The 17,136-nt window shown below is 63.4% G+C and carries 15 protein-coding genes and 1 tRNA gene; 8 read left to right on the top strand and 8 right to left on the bottom strand.

Annotation, left to right across the window (positions count from 1 at the left end; genetic code table 11):
- From RX330_RS33915 to RX330_RS33925, 3 genes are all read right to left on the bottom strand, one after another.
- A complete protein-coding gene (locus tag RX330_RS33915) occupies positions 1-2,175 on the bottom strand; it encodes a GumC family protein (protein WP_317241389.1) in 2,175 nt (724 codons plus the stop codon).
- Between the two features lie 243 nt (positions 2,176-2,418).
- A complete protein-coding gene (locus RX330_RS33920) occupies positions 2,419-3,462 on the bottom strand; it encodes a zinc-binding dehydrogenase (RefSeq protein ID WP_317241390.1) in 1,044 nt (347 codons plus the stop codon).
- A gap of 13 nt (positions 3,463-3,475) precedes the next feature.
- A complete protein-coding gene (locus RX330_RS33925; protein WP_212084325.1) occupies positions 3,476-4,162 on the bottom strand; it encodes a class I SAM-dependent methyltransferase in 687 nt (228 codons plus the stop codon).
- A 211-nt stretch (positions 4,163-4,373) separates the two neighbouring features.
- Here RX330_RS33925 and RX330_RS33930 point away from each other — a divergent pair, with 211 nt between their 5' ends.
- The 3 genes from RX330_RS33930 to RX330_RS33940 all read left to right on the top strand — a co-directional run bounded on the left by RX330_RS33930 (position 4,374) and on the right by RX330_RS33940 (position 7,534).
- Complete coding sequence (locus RX330_RS33930) at positions 4,374-4,700, top strand: hypothetical protein (RefSeq protein WP_212084323.1); 327 nt, start codon at positions 4,374-4,376, stop codon at positions 4,698-4,700.
- Between the two features lie 208 nt (positions 4,701-4,908).
- A complete protein-coding gene (locus RX330_RS33935; RefSeq protein ID WP_317241391.1) occupies positions 4,909-5,700 on the top strand; it encodes a phytanoyl-CoA dioxygenase family protein in 792 nt (263 codons plus the stop codon).
- A gap of 346 nt (positions 5,701-6,046) precedes the next feature.
- Positions 6,047-7,534, top strand: a complete 1,488-nt coding sequence (locus tag RX330_RS33940) for a hypothetical protein (protein WP_317241392.1) — start codon at positions 6,047-6,049, stop codon at positions 7,532-7,534.
- Between the two features lie 105 nt (positions 7,535-7,639).
- Here the strand turns inward: RX330_RS33940 and RX330_RS33945 are convergent, their stop codons facing one another.
- From RX330_RS33945 to RX330_RS33965, 5 genes are all read right to left on the bottom strand, one after another.
- Complete coding sequence (locus RX330_RS33945) at positions 7,640-8,542, bottom strand: hypothetical protein (protein WP_317241393.1); 903 nt, start codon at positions 8,540-8,542, stop codon at positions 7,640-7,642.
- A gap of 59 nt (positions 8,543-8,601) precedes the next feature.
- Positions 8,602-10,467: a tetratricopeptide repeat protein gene (locus RX330_RS33950; RefSeq protein ID WP_317241394.1), complete on the bottom strand. Its 1,866-nt coding sequence runs from the start codon at positions 10,465-10,467 to the stop codon at positions 8,602-8,604.
- A gap of 238 nt (positions 10,468-10,705) precedes the next feature.
- Positions 10,706-11,062 carry a 6-carboxytetrahydropterin synthase QueD gene (gene queD / locus RX330_RS33955; protein WP_317241395.1) on the bottom strand — a complete coding sequence of 119 codons (357 nt, stop codon included), beginning with the start codon at positions 11,060-11,062 and terminating at the stop codon, positions 10,706-10,708.
- A gap of 90 nt (positions 11,063-11,152) precedes the next feature.
- Positions 11,153-11,229: transfer RNA gene (locus RX330_RS33960), tRNA-Arg, on the bottom strand.
- A gap of 302 nt (positions 11,230-11,531) precedes the next feature.
- Positions 11,532-13,031, bottom strand: coding sequence for a sensor histidine kinase (locus RX330_RS33965; protein ID WP_212084308.1), 1,500 nt, complete (start codon positions 13,029-13,031; stop codon positions 11,532-11,534).
- Between the two features lie 365 nt (positions 13,032-13,396).
- On the opposite strand from RX330_RS33965, the gene rpmH reads away from it, so the two are divergent.
- The 5 genes from rpmH to RX330_RS33990 all read left to right on the top strand — a co-directional run bounded on the left by rpmH (position 13,397) and on the right by RX330_RS33990 (position 17,016).
- The gene (rpmH, locus tag RX330_RS33970) at positions 13,397-13,531 is read left to right on the top strand and encodes a 50S ribosomal protein L34 (RefSeq protein ID WP_008542748.1); all 135 of its coding nucleotides are present in this window, start codon (positions 13,397-13,399) and stop codon (positions 13,529-13,531) included.
- Positions 13,532-13,558: 27 nt separating this feature from the next.
- On the top strand, positions 13,559-13,945 hold the full coding sequence (gene rnpA, locus RX330_RS33975; protein ID WP_212084305.1) for a ribonuclease P protein component: 387 nt from the start codon (positions 13,559-13,561) through the stop codon (positions 13,943-13,945).
- A 16-nt stretch (positions 13,946-13,961) separates the two neighbouring features.
- Positions 13,962-15,806 (top strand): membrane protein insertase YidC, encoded by a 1,845-nt coding sequence (gene yidC / locus RX330_RS33980; protein ID WP_317241403.1) that lies wholly within the window; start codon positions 13,962-13,964, stop codon positions 15,804-15,806.
- Between the two features lie 182 nt (positions 15,807-15,988).
- A complete protein-coding gene (gene yihA, locus RX330_RS33985) occupies positions 15,989-16,651 on the top strand; it encodes a ribosome biogenesis GTP-binding protein YihA/YsxC (RefSeq protein WP_212084301.1) in 663 nt (220 codons plus the stop codon).
- The gene (locus RX330_RS33990) at positions 16,648-17,016 is read left to right on the top strand and encodes a DUF423 domain-containing protein (RefSeq protein WP_317241404.1); all 369 of its coding nucleotides are present in this window, start codon (positions 16,648-16,650) and stop codon (positions 17,014-17,016) included. The genes yihA and RX330_RS33990 overlap by 4 nt, the downstream gene beginning before the upstream one ends.
- The last annotated feature ends 120 nt before the right edge of the window (positions 17,017-17,136 follow it).

Here is a 17,136-nt window from a genome sequence, read left to right on the forward strand (position 1 = left end):
TCAAACCGCAAGGCCCAATGCGCCACCCTCGGGGTGCGGCGAGAGCGAGCCTGCGGGCGCATGATTGACGACGAGACCTGTCGGCACCGCGTCATACCGCGACAGCGCCGCGGTCACCCTGCGCATCGCCGCCGAGCCGAGCTCGCCGGAGCGCGCCACCAGCACGATGAGGTCCGCGTGCGCCGCCAGCGCGATGGCGTCGGGCTGCAAGGCGAGATTGCCGGCGTGGACGATGATCAGATCGAATTCCGAGCGAATATCGTCCTCGGGCCGCGCATCGGCCTTGCGGCCGGCGCTCAGGAGCTCGTCGATCGACTGAAGTCCCGCCGTGGTCGAGCCGTCATTCCATTCGGTCACCGGAGGCTGGTGACCTGCAAATTCCGGCTGCAGCCGGATCAACACGCTCATCATGCCGCGGTTCACGGCGGCGCGATTCAGGGAGCGGGCAACGGTGTTGCCGCCGGCGCTCTTGCCGACCGACAGCACGAGGGCGACCTTGCAGCCGCGCACCGGCACGCGATCGATCCGCTCGAGCAGCGGCCGCAGATAGGCACCGAGATCGAACTCGGCCGGGGTCGCACCCGGCCTTTGCCACACGGTGTTGATGGTGTTGGTCCCGGCTCCGGACGAAAGATCGGGGATGCGGGCCCAGACGGGAAGGCGCGGCATCGCTTCGGGCCGGCCCATGGCGGCGGTCGGTGGTTGAATTTGAGGCTGAACGTGAGCCTGGACCTGCCGGCCTTGCGTGCCCTCCACGACGGAAGGCACGGGAGCTTCAGTGGGCGCAGACTGGTCGGACATGCTCGTCATCGCCGCAATTGCGGCGGTCGACGTCAGCAGCGAGCCGATCGCCAGCGCCGCCAGCAGCAGAGCGAGGGGCGGACGCGTCGAGCGCAGCGGCGGAATGGCGGGCGAGGCGATCTTGGTCTGGGACGCCTGCAGTTGACGCTGCTCGTTGGTCGTCTTGAACCGTGACAGGAACTGCTCGTAGATGTTCCTGTTGGCGTCGGCATCGCGCTGCAGCTCCTGCAGCTTCACCAGTGCCTGACCGTCGACCAGCATCTGCGTCTCGACCGCCTTGAGCTGCTTTTCCAGCGCCTTCTGCTGCTCCAGCTGAGCTTCAAATTCGGACTTGGCGGTGTCGATGTTTTTCTTCCGCTCGACCTCGATCTGCCGGTTGATGTCGGCGAGCTGGCTGTAGGAGATCGCGAGGTCGGGATGGCGCTCGCCGTACACCGCCTTCTTCTGCGCGATCTGGTCATTGAGGGTCGAGCGCTGCGCCCGCAACATGCTCAGAAGGTCCTGCTTCACCGGTCCTTCGACATTGGCCTTGAGATCACGCTGCACCTGCTCGTAGCGCGCCTTGGCTTCCTCGGCGCGAAGACGTGCGGCAGAGACCTGCTGATTGAGATCGGTCACCCGCAATTGCTGGGTGGTCGAATCCTTGCCGGCATTAAGAATCTTGTGCTCAAGCCTGAAGGCGGCGACGGCGTCTTCCGAGGCGCGCAGGCGCTCGTTCAACGTCTTGAGCCGGTCCTTGAGCCAGTCGGCCGCCTCGTCGGTGGCCTCGGTGCGGACGCGGCCTTGGCTGGCGACGAACGCCTCGGCGATGGCGTTGGCATAGTAAGCGGCCCGCTCGGGGCGGTTCGAGGTGAAGGAAACCGCAATGACATAGGTGAGGCCGCGGCGCGTGATCTCGAGGCGGCTGCGGAATTTTTCGAGCAGGCGCGTCATGTCGGTATGACCGCCCGCGATATCCTCGTCGTCGGCGATCTTGAGCTGCTCGATCAGGGGGCGGAGAAAGCCGTCCGATTTGGCGATCTCGATCTGGCTCTGAAGCGCGGCGGCGTCCTGGCCGATGCCCGGCAAGACGTCCTGCTCCGTGGTGATCCGCAACTCGCGGGGATCGAGCACGACCAGGGCCGTCGCCGCGTACCGGACCGGCAGAACCATGAGAACGACGACGCCGAGGGCGAACAGCGCCAATGCCAGCGTCAGAATGCGCCGGCCGTTTTCGCGGAGGAACGAGAGCGCTCCGGAGACGGTCAGCGATCCCTTGATCAGCGCCGGCGCGGCGCCGTCAGGTTTCGTCCGCGCAGCCCGCGGCGCTTCCCACGAAGCCGCTGGCTCCGTCGGGGCGATGCTTCGCGGAGATGGGCGGCTACCGAACGCCATGGGCTCGACTCGAAATCAACTGACACAGTTCAGAGGCTTTCGACACCGTAAATATGCATGGTTAACCGGCGGTTACGGCCGGCGCGAAGCCGCAGGACGTCTGGCTTGGCCAGGCTGTCAGCCACGGCGCCATTGCAGATGCCGAAAGGCCTGCGAACGGCCCCGTTCAGGCTGAAAAGAACGGCTTTGATGATCTGCGCGCCGGACTTGCGGTGCCGGCTGCCTCGACCAGACTTGGCGCGCTCAGCAGATGTTCAGCAGAATTCGCCCCGATGTGCCGCTGCGCATCAGGTCCAGCGCGTCATTGACGTCGTCAAGCGCGAACTCGTGGGTCACGATCCCGCGATAGCTCACCTTGCCGGCATCGCTCAGCCGAACGAGACGCGGGATATCGCGCGCCGGCTGGCATTGCCCGCCTTCCGAGCCCTTCAGCACCTTCTCGAAGTGGAGCGGCAGCGTGTAGATTTCGGCCTTCTCGCGGGGAACGCCGACGAGGATGCAGCGGCCCTTCTTCGCCGTGATCTCGTAGGCGAGCTCGATCAGATGCTTGACGCCGGTGGTCTCGACGACCTTGTCGGGTCCCTCAGTACCCGTGATCGACCGAACCTCGGCAGCGATATCCCCGGCCGCTTCGGAGTTGATGGCGTGGGTCGCGCCGAACTGCCGGGCCATCTCGAGCTTGTTGTCGAGGCGGTCGATCGCGATGACGGGATAGGCGCCGACCATCGCGGCAAATTGCACGATGTTCAATCCGACGCCGCCGACACCGAACACGACGACGGCTTCGCCGATGGCGATCTGGGCGTCGTTGTTGACGACGCCGAGCGCGGTCGTCACCGCGCAGCCGAGCAGCGGCGCGCTGGTGCGGTCGATCGAGGCCGGAACGGGCGTGACGCGATTCTCGGACACCACGGCATAGTCGTTGAAGGTGGTGACCCAGCCTGCATTGAGGCGCTTGCCGCGCCAGGAATAGACCGGCGTGTTAGACTGGACGCCCTTGCCCGGGCGCCAATGCATGATGACGGTGTCACCCTGCTTGCAGGAGACGACGCCGGGTCCGGTCTCGACGATCGTCGCCAGCGCCTCGTGCCCGAGAAGGTGCGGCAGGAACTTGTCGACGCCTTTGACGGCGTCGATTTCGTTGATCTGCGCGCCACAGATGCTCGACGTGTGCACATGCGCGAGCACCTGACCGTGTTCGAGCCTGTCGGGCAAGGTGAACTCGTCGACGATCAGCGGCTTACCCGATTCGACGAGAATGGCCGCCTTGGCTGTCTTGATGTCCATGAGGAGCGCCCGATCACTCGAAATAGATGAATTCGTAATCGCCGGTGTAGCCGAGCTTGCCGTACAGCCAGATCCATTCCGAGGTGTGCAGGATGGACTCCGCCGTCAGCGCCCAGCACTCGAGATTGTGCAATTCGGCAACGGTCCGGTAGCCCTCGACCATGACGTATTTGTTCTTGCCGACGCGCTCGATCTCGTTCAGCGCGGCATTGAGTTCGTAGAGACGGAGATTGTGCAGCGTGCCGAGCGAGATCACGAGGTCGAAGCTCTGGTCGCCATAGGGATAGATGTCCTGGGCGCGATAGTTGAACAGATACGGCTTCACCTGCTCGTGGGCATTGGCAAGACCGTGCCTGGAGATGTCGAAGCCGACGACCTTCAGGCCGGGCAGGATCTTCTGCATCTCGTAGAGCAGAAAGCCCTTGCCGCAGCCGACGTCGAGCACGCTGGAGCCGTCCTTGAGGCCATAGGTCTCGATCAGCGCCTTGGCGACCGGCGCCCAGCGCCCTTCGATGAAGCGGTAACCGCCATAGCCGAAGCGGCGGTCGCCATCCCAATAATCGGCCTCGTATTCCCGCGCCTTCAGCGAGCAACCGATCTTGTCGTCGTTCATGCGGCCCATGTAGTCGCGCTTGGTCGCCGTATGCAGCGGCGTCACGATATTCAGGAGTCGTCCCATTGAGTCCTCGGGTTCCAGCACGCGATGCTGTTCTCGCGACCGGCTGGTCCGGAGTCGCGACTTGCGAATCGCTCTAGCATTTGTGGTCGAGATCATCATTGCTTCAGATCAATGACCCTAACCGTGCGACGGTGCCGTCGGCGATCGGCATGGGTCCTGTCACCGGCAGTGACGCGCAGACACATGGAACGGAAATGCGAGGCACAGCGTTTCGCCTCGCAGGAGTCCCGCCATGCCGACCAAGCCGACCATCGCCCGCATCTGGCGCGGCCGTACCCGCCGCGATCTCGCCGATGCCTACCAGGCCTATCTGCAGGCCGAGGGCATTCCACCGTTGCTGAAGACCGCACTCGGGGTGCAGCAACTGCGCGAGGACCGCGATGAGGAGACGTGGTTCACGACCATTTCCTATTGGGCCGACATTGCGGCCATGACGGCCTTCACCAAGGGCGAGCCGACCAAGGTCCATCATCTCGCGCGCGACGCGGAATTCCTGATCGAGCTGCCGCAGCGCATCGAGATCCACCGCATCTTGATCGACGAACAGGGCCTGCGGTGAAAGCCTGAGCTATGGAACTGAAGCTCGCATGGCCATGAAGCCGCTCGGCGCGACTTGATTCTCCGGTCTGCCGCTGTATACGTTCCCGCATGATGTTCATGTCCACATTCTTTCCGCTGATCTGAACGGCTGACGTCGCCGCGGCGCATCCGCGCCAATCAGATCAAACCGGCTGCGCTTGATGCGATAGCCGCACGGAGAATGTGCTATGCCCCAAACTGAACAGGCTGGCCTGACGTCTCGTCAGGTCCAGAACTTCATCGACGACGGTTTCGTCAAGATCGAGAACGCCTTCAGCACCCATCTCGCAAAGCAATGCAGGGACGAGCTGTGGGCGGAGATCGGCTTGTCACCGGACCGACCTGAATTTTGGACTCGACCCGTCGTCCGGGTGGGATTCAAGGCTTCGCCCCCTTTCATTGAAGCTGCGAACGCGGCGCCCCTGCACAAGGCCTATGATCAACTCGTGGGCGAAGGACGCTGGCTTGCACCCACCGGCCTCGGGACCTTTCCGATCCGCTTTCCGTCAGCCGAATCGCCCGGTGATGACGGCTGGCATGTGGACGTGAGCTTTGGCACCGCCAATCCGGATTTCATGGAATGGCGCGCCAATGTGAAGAGCAGCGGACGCGCATTGCTGATGATCTTCCTGCTCTCCGATGTCGGCGCCGATGATGCGCCGACGCGAATCCGGAAAGGCTCGCATGCCACCATCGCGCGGGAGCTGCTGCCCTATGGCGAGGCCGGCGCGACGCTCCGGCAGCTCGCTGCCGAGGACTGGGCCTCGACGAATGATTGCGAGATCGAGCTGGCGACCGGTACGGCAGGCAGCGTCTATCTGTGCCACCCGTTCCTCGTTCATGCCGCACAACCCCACCGAGGGACACGGCCGCGCTTCATGGCCCAGCCTCCGCTGTTGCCGAAGGGCGAGTTTGACCCGGCGTTGCCGCCTTCGCCTGTTCAGATCGCGATCCGGCGGGCTTGCGGGCTGACGGTGTAGTCGCAGCACGCCGTCAATGCCGGCGAGCAAATCCGTGACGCCCGCAGTCGCGATTCGCCGACGACCGGCAGCTTGCAGCACGATGGCGAGGCGGGACGCATCAGCGTCCGGCTGTCGTCACCACCCCTGATATTCGGCCCAGCAGTCCGCCGTTTCGTCGACCTGGACCGCCGCCAGCTCGTCTGCCGATCAGACGCCAAGAAATTCGTCGCATCAATTCAATCAGGCCCGCCATTGCGCGGCGTGTTCTCACCCGGAAGGGTGATGTGGCGTGCATTCGATTTGTCTAATTCAGCTTGGTCTTCCCGACTTACAGCAGCTGATAGCTCCATGCGATGAGGATGCGATGCCGCAGATCACCTTCAACCTATCGCAAACCTCTTTGTCTCCCGGCTGGGACCCTCACTCAGCGCTTCACGATCATCTCTGGAGAAACTTCGCGGCGGGTTACAAGTACAGAATTCTGGACAGCGACGGAACGCAATACGACAGTCTGCGCGGCTCCGATCCCGCTACACGCGGAACCTCTGACACATTTCAATCGTCAGCCGGGTCGCTCGACCTGTCCGCGAATAACTTCGCGGGAAATGTAAGTCTGGATTGGTTGGACGCGACCACGGCGCGGCTCTCGCTCGATTCGGCCTGGAATACAATCAAGAACGTCTATGTCAGCGATTTCTCAGGCTCCAAGCTGATTCTCGAGAACTGGGTCGATGCTTGGGTGTCGCTCGACAACACCGCCGGGCAAGAAATTCTGGTTGACGGCGCCAAGCGCGGTGAAATCTCGACGGGATCCGGGAGTGACGTCGTTTGGATAGGCGCGGACAGCAACGGCGCTGATTGGACGAATTATTTCAAGATCGATACCGGCGATGGCGACGATGTGATCACCATCGCAGCCGCCTCTCGCGACTATAGCGGCTCGGCTTTCTCTGCCGCCTACAATCCCGATTGGACAGATACGGATATTCACTCCGGCGCAGGTCATGACACGATTACAGGAAGCGGTGGAACGGATACAGCCGACGGTGGAGGCGGGTTGGACACCTTCGTATTTCACGGCCCGCGTTCTGCTTACGATCTAAGCTGGGACGGCGACACCTTGACCGTGACGGATACGCGAATCGGCCATTCAAATCTCGACGGGACGGATTTCTTGACGGGGATAGAGCGGCTGCAGTTCGAGGACCTGATCGAGTATGTCGGCTCGCCCGAGGACGGTGATGGTGTAGGCGTTCTCGCTCCGAATTTTTCTGCGCAGGACATCGACATCTCCCCGAGTCCCGCTCTTTTGACGGCGACACTCGATTTTGGCGATGATCCATATGACGCGACCGACTTTGGCGAGCTCAGCGAGGCCGCTCAGACCATCATCAGCTCGCACGCTCCGGGAGCCAGCGCCGCTTTATCGGAGGCTTTTTCCTTCGAGGTGCTGTTTCGTGCCGCCAATGCTGAACTGATCAAGACTGAGGATCAAATTCAGTACCTCGATCAAGGTGGCGAGAAAATCGACTACACTGTCGAAATCGACGGCGATGTCTTCGGCGTTTCGGCCGGCAAGGCAGCCGAATTTCCTCCGGGCACGCCGATAGGCGCCCCTGACGCCCTTGCCTTTGTGGAGAGCAGTCTGCAAGAAATTCAAATGGCCCGCGCAAACGTCACGATGGATGATCAATGGAGCAAGGGAATCCTTCATTATCTTGCCATCGATCAGCAAGCCGCGGATGCGGTCAGCGCTGCCTGGAACGCGGTAGACGACGGAACACGCGGTGATACGATCCTCATCGTCACTCGCACGGACGGTCTCGATCAATCCCTCTATTTCGTTCTGTAGGAGCAGCTTCGCGTCCAGAGCTGCCACGGCCAATGGGGAGCTCGAAAGCCGGCGTAGGCGTTCAGCTCATCCGCGGGCTATTACAACAATCGTCCTGCCGCGCCGTTACAGCTTTCCATAGATGCGCCCGGCGACCGCCTTCAGGCGCTCGACCGAACCGGACTCGGGATGCGGCTTGACCGGTGCGAACACGACCGAAGCCTGCCTGCCGTTCTTCCAGACATAGATGGTGACGGCGTTACCGTTGCCCTTGGTGCAGGAATGCTCGCCGAACGCTTCACTGCCGAGTTCTTGTATCGCCACATGCTTGCAGGGTCCTGCGCGCTTCATCATGCTGATGGCGGTGTCGCGCGAAGTCGCGATCACCGAGGCGATCATGGTGTTGGCCTCGCCATCGAACATCATGCAGCTGCCCGCGCCGGTCCGCTGTACCGTCAGCGTGCTCTTGTCGAGAAAGCCGTCGGCATCCGCGGCCGTGAGCCACTCGCAATTGCCGAACCGCTCGCTGCTCCTGCTCACGCTTCCGACGGCAATGCGCGCGGCTTCGGTCAGCGGCCCGAGCAGCGCATCGTCGGCACGCCGGCCTATCGGATGGACGGTGATCTGGAGAATGTAATCGCCGGCCAAAACGACGACCGAGGCCTCCTGGCGCTCCGCGCCGGCGGCGCTCGTTCCGCGCTGGGCTTCGTCGCCGATCCCGGACACCGCGCTCAGTGGCATGCGCTCGCCGAGGGTCTTGACGAAGGTCGCGTACAATTCCTTTGCGCGGTCCTTGTCGGGATTGCGGAAGACGGTGAGCATCATCGTGTCGCCGCGCCCGGCCTGGTAGATGCAGCCGCGGCCATCCTGATTTGAAATCAACGACCATTTGATCGCCGGCATCGCGCCGGCGAGCTCCTTGGCACTGATGAACGGGCAGGGTTCGGCCGCGGCTGCGGGAAGCGCCGGGGCGGCTGCGATGGCAAGGAGTAGGACGAGGCGGAAGAATAGATGATCGATCGTGCGCATCGGACGAACTTACTATCGAAACGGTGCGCCCGACGAGATGAAACTGAACAAAAATCCTATTACGCAGCCCCCGGTGCCTTCGCCCGCGTCAGGTCCTTCAGGAACTGCTCCATGAGTGGCTTGTTGCCAAACCGGCGATAAGAGCGCTCTGCCTCCAACGAAAATGTCGGTTGGGCTCCTACCAAGCTTGCCATCGTCAGCTGCGCCGCTTCTTCATCACCGCGCCGCCCTTGCAGCGCAGCCTGGATGAGCAGGCAGTTGGCATCGCGCGGCGCCCTTACAAGGCATTCGGAGATCACGGTAGCCGACTCATCGCGACGATCAGCGGCGTAAAGAGCCTGGCCATGCACATAGGCGTAATATTCCGGTGCCATGGGATGAAGGCGACGCGCCCGCTCGGCATTGGCAACGGCGTCCGCGTAGTCCCCGAAACGGACTTGCGCTTTTGCCAATGCCATCATGCTATCCGGGTCATTGGGATTCAGTTCGACGGCGCGCTTGGCGGCCTGCAAGCCGCCCGCATAATCGCCCTGCACCGCCAGCCCGAAGCTGATCACCTGATAGCCGAGCGAGAGATTGGGATCGAGGCGCACAGCCTGGCGCGCTTCGCTAAGACCTAGTTCCAGCTCATGCGCTGTCGCCCGACCACTCGACCTCTTGGCCACATCCGCGATGTAAGTGAGGGCCAAGCCCGCACGGGCGGCGGCATAGGCCGGGTCCATTTCCAGCGCGCGGTGATATAGGCCGCGTGCCTCCATAAGTGCTTCCGCATCCTGGACGCCATGCCGGTATCGATGACGGGCCCGCAGGAGAAGATCGTAAGCCTGGAGGTTGTCGGTCGGACGTTGCGCGGCAGCGATGGCTTCATTTCGGCCGATATACGGCGCGAGCTGGGCGACGATTTCCGTGGTCAGCTCGCTTTGTACGGTGAAGACGTCGGCAACCTGCCTGTCGAAGCTGCGCGACCAAAGGTGCGCGCCCGATTTCACGTCGATCAGCTGCGCCGAGACGCGAAGCCGGTCCCCCTCGCGGCGCGCGCTGCCTTCCACCACGTAGGAAACGCCCAGCTTTGCCCCGAGCTTGCGCATATCGCTTTCTTGCCCGCGCACGGCATAGGTGGAGTCGCGCGCGATGATCTGAAGCTCGGAATTCCTTGCAAGCGCCGTGGTCACATCCTCGGTCAGCCCGTCTGCAAAGTACGACTGGTCGCCGCTCATGGTCGCAAAGGGCATGACCGCAACTGACGGCCGCGGGTCGGCGCGGGTCTGGTCGAAAAGCAGCGCGGCCGGGAGCCGACTGACCATCGCCGCCAGGGAAAGCGGTTGGATTTGGGTACCGATGAGGACAAGGGCTACGGCGGCGACGCCATACGACCAGCGCGCAGCGGTACCGTGTAGAACGCGCTGGACTTTTCGCCAGCGGGACCACGAGGATTGCGCGCGCCGGACCCGGTAGACATTAAGACGCTCGGGAATGTTCTTGGCGCGCCTGCGGCCCACACGCGCGAACACATCGCCGCGATTGCGGTCTGCGGCCATGACGACAGCGCCGCTAACGAAGATGCTACCGGGATCGGCCATCGTCTCAAGCCGTGTGGCGACATTAACGCCGTCGCCGTACATGTCGCCATTGTCCTCGATGACATCACCGAGGTTGATGCCTATGCGCAGCTCAAACGGGGCGTTGTCGAACCCTTGCTGGATGGCAGAGCCCGCATCAACGGCTTCGTTGACGCTTGGAAACATCGCCAGAAACCCGTCCCCGGTCATCTTGAAGATGCGTCCACCATGCTGCGCGACTGTGGGCTCGATCAGGTTGTCGAAGACCGCGCGCAGCTCTTTATAGGTGGAGGCCTCGTTTTCGGCCATCATCAGGCTGTAGCTGACGATGTCGGCGGCCATGATCGCGGCGAGCTTGCGTTCCATCAGCGGTTTCCCTGAACGGGGGCCAAGCATAGACTGGCATTGCAGACATTCGACGCCAGCTTGAAATTAAACCCTCCAACCCGCGTGCGGTTATCAACACAGCTCATATATTCGTGAGTAATGAGACCCGTCCGGCGGCGCGCAAGCAGCACCACTCCGCTCATACGGCTGATCCTGAGTTTCCCTGCGGGTTCCCATATGGCGACGGTGAGGCCGGCGCTGGGTCAGCGGGCCGTCGTCACCGCCCCTGATATTCGGCCCAGCAGTCCGCCGTTTCATAGACGCGGACGGCCGACAGTTGCGCAAGGCCCGGCTTCAGCCGATCCCAGATCCAGATCGCGATGTTCTCGGCGGTCGGGTTTTCGAGGCCTGCGACCTCGTTCAGGCAGTGGTGATCCAACGCGCCGATGATGTCGGCGAAGCACTTTTCAATATCGAAGAAATCAGCGACGAAGCCGGTGTGCGGGTCGACCGGCCCGTCCAGCTGGACCTCGACCCGGTAGGAATGACCATGCAGCCGGCGGCATCGATGGGTCTCGGGCACGTTCGGCAGCCGATGCGCTGCCTCGAACTTGAACGCCTGCGATATCTTCATCCAGCTTTCTCACACGGCATGGCCACTTGGTCCTAGGCCATCTGGCGACGGCGACCGGATGCTGCTTTGTCCTGATCTTTCGTCGAAGAATGGCGCGCCCGGAACGATTCGAACGTCCGACCCTCAGATTCGTAGTCTGATGCTCTATCCAGCTGAGCTACGGGCGCGTTTTTCGCAGACAGCGCGGGCTGGGCCCGCAGGCAGCCTCCGGACAGCGCCGGAGGGGTGCGAAAGAGCGCTCTGACTAACCGCTCTTGTCCCGATTGGCAAGGTCCGGGATGGGGGATTTTCGCGTACCTCCACCTCACCGTCGTCATTCCGGGATGGCCCGTAGGGCCAGGTCCGGACTCCATAACCCCGGCTGGTGGTTATGGATTCCGGGCTCGCGACTTCGTCGCGCCCGGGAATGACGGGTTAGATGGCTGTGCACGGCCGCGCGCAAAAATCGCCAACTCGGCCCATGGCCGACTTACGCCCTCTGCCGCTCGTTGCGGATGGAGAGCAGTTCCACGGGGCGGTCGGGGATGACGATGCGGAAGGTGGCGCCGATGGTGCCTTCGACCAGATGAATGTCGCCGCCATGGGCGCGGACCAGCTCGGCCGCGATGGCGAGGCCAAGGCCGCTGCCGCCAGGGCGGCCGGAGGTCTGGAACGCCTCGAACAGGTGCTCCCGGGTCTTCGGGGGCACGCCGGGACCGGTGTCGGACACTTCGATGATCGCCACGGCGCCCTCGCGCTTTCCGGTGATCCGGATCTGCTGCGGGCCACCCTCGCCGGAGGAATGGCTCTCCAAAGCCTGGGCGGCATTGCGCACGAGATTGAGCAGCACCCGGAACAGCTGATCGGGATCGGCATCGATCGCAAGCCCGCGCTCGATCGCAGCGACCCAGGCGATCGAGGCATCGGAGGCGAGGCCCGCGGTCTCGCGCACCTCCAGCACCACGGGCTCGATCAGGATCATGCGGCGATCCGGCGCCGCCTCCTGGGCGCGGCCGTAAGACAATGTCGACTGGCAGAAGGCGATGGCGCGCTCGAGCGAGCGCACGAGCTTGGGCGCAAAGCGCTGCACCCGCGGATCCGGCACGCTGGCGAGCTGATCCGACAGGAGCTGGGCCGAGGCCAGCAGATTGCGCAGATCGTGGTTGATCTTGGAGACGGCAAGGCCAAGGGCGGCGAGCCGGCTCTTTTGATTCAGCATCGACATCAAATCGCGCTGCATGTCCGACAATTCGCGCTCGGCGACCCCGATCTCGTCGCTGCGCTGGCTCGGCACGATGATGCGCGCGGAGCTTTCAGGGTTCTCGTGGAAGCCGACCAGGCTCGCGGTCAGCCGCCGCATCGGGCGCACGAAGAGATAATGAAGCGCGAGATAGACGAGGCCGGCAGTCAGCGCCGCGATGATCAGCGCGACCACCACGAGGTTGCGGGAGAAGCGGTACATCTGCTGCCGCAGCGGCAGCTCGTCGGTCACGATCTCGATGAACTGGGCATTGCCGACGCCCGGCCCGACGATGCGGATGGCCTGGTTGCCGGTCTCCAGCATCATCCGGAACGAGCCGGTGATCGCCTCCCACGCGGTCATGTCGCGCAGGTCGAGGTCGTGCTCGATCGTGGCCGGAATGTTGTCGCTGGCGAGCAGCCGGCGCTGCTGGCCCATCTTGATGGCGACGGCGCGGGCATTGATGCTTTTCAGGATCTGGCGCGACAGCGAATCGGGAACCATGCCGAGCGGCGCCGCATCCAGCACCAGCGCCGCGGTGTTGGCCGCCGCGACGCGGTCGTTCAGCCGGTTGACCCAGAAATTGGCAATGGCAGGCACGTAGAGCAGGATGGCCGCGATCATCACCAGAGGAATGGTGAGCAGCAGCAGTTTGCCCGACAGCCCAAGCCCGCGCGTCCCGCGGGGACGTATCGCCGGCGGGTCCGGCTGATCCTGATCCTGGATCGGCTGGAGGTCTGTCGCTGCCACGGATTTCGCCCTTGCTGCCTTTGGCGGGTGAAGGATTGGCGGTATGAAGATGCGGCCCGACCCCCGGTCGGGTCAAATTACGGATCGCTAATCTGCCAAGGTGGGATGTAAGCGCTGATATCGCGAGTCGCTACCTCAAGGGTTAAAAACCCCGCGCAACCAGCGATATTCACCGGAAACGTGCGCTTGTGCGGCGTTGACGAAAACAAGGCGCTCGCTTATAAGCCGCGCAAATTGTCCGCGATGACCCGGTGCGACGCCGGGAGCGGCTCTCTTGGGGCCGGAAACGGCCCGTTTTGGGCCGCATCTTCCGGACTTTACCTTCAATTCTACAGGCAAATTGCCCGGTCAGCGGAGAAAAACCCGTGAAGCGGACTTATCAACCCAGCAAACTGGTGCGCAAGCGCCGTCACGGCTTCCGTGCTCGTCTCGCCACTGCCGGCGGCCGCAAGGTTCTCGCCGCCCGCCGCGCCCGCGGCCGCAAGCGTCTGAGCGCCTGAGCCGGACCCCCTTTTCGGGATTTCATCATGGATCGGCTGAGGCAGCGGGCGGATTTCCTCGCCGTTGCCAATGGCGCGCGGGTGAACAGTCCCGCGTTCGTCCTGCAAAGCCGCCTCCGCGATGACGGCGGCCCGATCCGGATCGGCTTCACCGTTACCAAAAAGAACGGCAACGCCCCCGAGCGCAATCGCATCCGGCGCCGGCTTCGCGAACTGGTGAAGCGGCTCGATCCGGTGTCGATGCAGCCCCATCATGATTATGTGCTGGTCGGCAGAAGGGACGCGCTCTCGCGCCCCTTTGCCACCATGCTCGACGATCTGCGCATAGCGTTCACGAAGCCCGCGCGGCATACGGCCAAAGCGCGCGGCCAGAGGCCAGGTCACGCCGCAGCGACCAGCCGCAAACCGGATTGATGGCGAGACAATAGTGATGACCGACAATCGCAATACCATCCTCGCCGTCATTCTCTCCGGCCTGGTGCTGATCGCCTGGCAATATTTCTACAATGTGCCGCAGATGGAGAAGCAGCGCGCCCAGCAGGCTCAGACCGAGCTCCAGAAGGGCACGCCGCAGCCGAGCGCGTCTGCGACGCCGGGCGCCGCGCCGCAGCCTGGCGCGGCCCAGCCGTCGACGCCGGCGGTGACCCAGGTCCAGCCGGTCGTGTCCCGCGACGCCGCGATTGCAGCCAGCCCGCGCGTGAAGATCGAGACGCCGCGCATCGTCGGCAGCATCTCACTGAAGGGCGGCCGCATCGACGACATCGCGCTGGTGCAATATCGCGAGACGGTCGATCCGAAATCGCCGCCGATCGTCCTTTATTCGCCCTCGGGCACGGCGGAGCCCTATTACGCCGAGTTCGGCTGGGTGGCGGCGACCGGCGTGACGGCGAAGATGCCGGACGCCCAGACCGTCTGGCAGCAGGAGGGCGGCGGCAGCCTGACGCCGTCGACGCCCGTGCTGCTGAAATGGGACAATGGCGACGGCCTGACCTTCCGCCGCACCATCGCCGTCGACGACCATTATCTCTTCACCCTCAAGGACGAGGTGAGCAATGTCGGCAACGCGCCCGTCACGCTCTATCCGTTCGCGCTGATCTCGCGCCATGGCGCGCCGCATGTCTCGGGCTATTACATCCTGCATGAGGGCCTGATCGGCTATCTCGGCGAACACAGGCTGCAAGAATACGCCTACAGCAAGATCGACGAAGCCAAGCAGGTGAACTTCAAGGCCACCAATGGCTGGCTCGGCATCACCGACAAATACTGGGCTTCCGCGCTGCTGCCGGACACCAATGCCCAGCTCCAGGCGCGTTTCTCGTCGAACCCGGTCGGGAAGGTCCATACCTACCAGACCGACTACCTGCTCGATCCTGTCACCGTCGCGATCGGCGGCACCGCGACGGCGCACGCGCGGCTGTTTGCAGGCGCCAAGGAAGCCGGCGTGGTCGGCATCAATTTCCCGCTCGCAGGCCTCGGCGGCTACAACAAGGAGCTCGGCCTCAACCAGTTCGACCTGCTGATCGACTGGGGCTGGTTCTACTTCCTCACCAAGCCGATGTTCCTCGGCCTCGACTTCTTCTTCCGCTTCTTCGGCAATTTCGGCATCTCGATCCTGCTCGTGACGGTGATCGTGAAGCTGTTGTTCTTCCCACTGGCGAACAAGTCCTACGCCTCGATGGCGAAGATGAAGTCGATCCAGCCGCAGCTGATGGCGCTGAAGGAGCGTTATCCCGACGACAAGGTGAAGCAGCAGCAGGAGATGATGGAGATCTACCGCAAGGAGAAGATCAACCCGGTCGCCGGCTGTCTTCCCGTGCTGATCCAGATCCCGGTATTCTTCGCGCTCTACAAGGTCCTGTTCGTCACAATCGAGATGCGGCACGCACCGTTCTACGGCTGGATCAAGGATCTCTCGGCGCCCGATCCGACTAATCTGTTCAACCTGTTCGGGCTGCTCCCGTTCGATCCGACCACGATTCCGGTTTTCGGCTATTACCTCGCGCTCGGCATCTGGCCGATCATCATGGGCATCACGATGTGGTTCCAGATGAAGCTGAACCCGACGCCGCCGGATCCGACGCAGCAGATGATCTTCAACTGGATGCCGCTGATCTTCACCTTCATGCTGGCGGGCTTCCCGGCGGGTCTCGTGATCTACTGGGCCTGGAACAATCTGCTGTCGGTGATCCAGCAGAGCTACATCATGCGTCGCAATGGCGTGAAGGTGGAGCTGTTCGACAATCTCAAGGCGACCTTCGCGAAGAAGGCGACGTAGTTTCACACGAGCGTGCCCGGTTATGCGGGCGCAAATGCCTCCACATCGTCATGCCCGGGCTTGTCCCGGGCATCCACGTTTTGGAAGCTCGCCCAGTAACAAGACGTGGATGGCCGGGACATTTGGTTGAAAGCCGCGCTTCGCGCTTTTGCCCGGCCACGACGAGAGGATAGGTCCTTCTCATGAACGAGAAGAACGACGACAAGGATGCGAAGCTGATCGAGGCCGGGCGCAAGCTGTTCGCCCGCGACTGGCAGTTCATCTGGGCCTCGCCCTCGATCCAGACGCTGCCGCCGATGGCGGGGCTGGAGGTCGCCTTTGCCGGACGCTCCAATGTCGGCAAGTCGAGCCTGATCAACGCGCTCACTGGCCGCAACGCGCTCGCGCGCACCTCGCATACGCCTGGCCGCACCCAGGAGCTGATCTTCTTCGAGGTCCCGGGGAAGACCGACCTGCGCCTCGTCGACATGCCCGGCTACGGCTATGCCAAGGCCCCCAAGAGCCAGGTCGCGTCCTGGACCGAGCTGATCCACAAATTCCTGCTGGGACGTGCCTCACTGGCGCGCGTCTACGTGCTGATCGACGCGCGGCACGGCATCAAGGACGTCGATCTCGAAGTCCTGAAGACGCTCGACCGCTCCGCGGTCAGCTATCAGATCGTGCTGACCAAGACCGACCAGGTGAAGGCCGCCGAACTGCAGTCGCGCATCGCCGAAACGGAGGCCGCACTGGCCAAGCATCCCGCCGCGTTCCCGAACGTGCTCGCGACGTCGTCACGCAGCTCGACTGGCATGGAGAGCTTGCGCGCGGCAATGGCGAAGCTGCTGGAGGAGCGGGCCTCGTGACGGCGGCGCACCGCCTGTTGATCGGGCTTGCCGGCTTGATGGGCGCCGCCGGCGTCGCACTGGCCGCCGCCTCGGCGCATGGCGGCGATGCGAGCCGGCTGGCATCGGCGAGCGCGATGCTGCTGTTTCATGCAACTGCCATACTTGCGGCCGTCGCCCTGCTCGCGCGCGGCCTTCTGCACGGCGGAATTGGCCTCGTTGGTGCATCCGGCTTCGCGATCGGCGCCGTGCTGTTCGCCGGCGACCTCAGCTTGCGGCAATATGCCGGGCACTCGCTGTTTCCGATGGCGGCGCCGACCGGCGGAATGGTGATGATTGCGGGCTGGCTTGCGGTGACGTTGGCGGCGGTGGTGGCGCAGAAGTAGCGCTCGTGTCCCGGACGCGGTGCGGCACCTAAAGCGCGGTTACGCGCGTCTGTGACGCGCTATGGACGCTCCGCAGAGCCGGGAGCCAGCGGCCACATGGGCCCCGGCTCTGCAGCGCAC

Origin of the sequence: Bradyrhizobium sp. NDS-1, assembly GCF_032918005.1 — a bacterium.
Classification (GTDB): Bacteria; Pseudomonadota; Alphaproteobacteria; order Rhizobiales; family Xanthobacteraceae; genus Bradyrhizobium; species Bradyrhizobium tunisiense.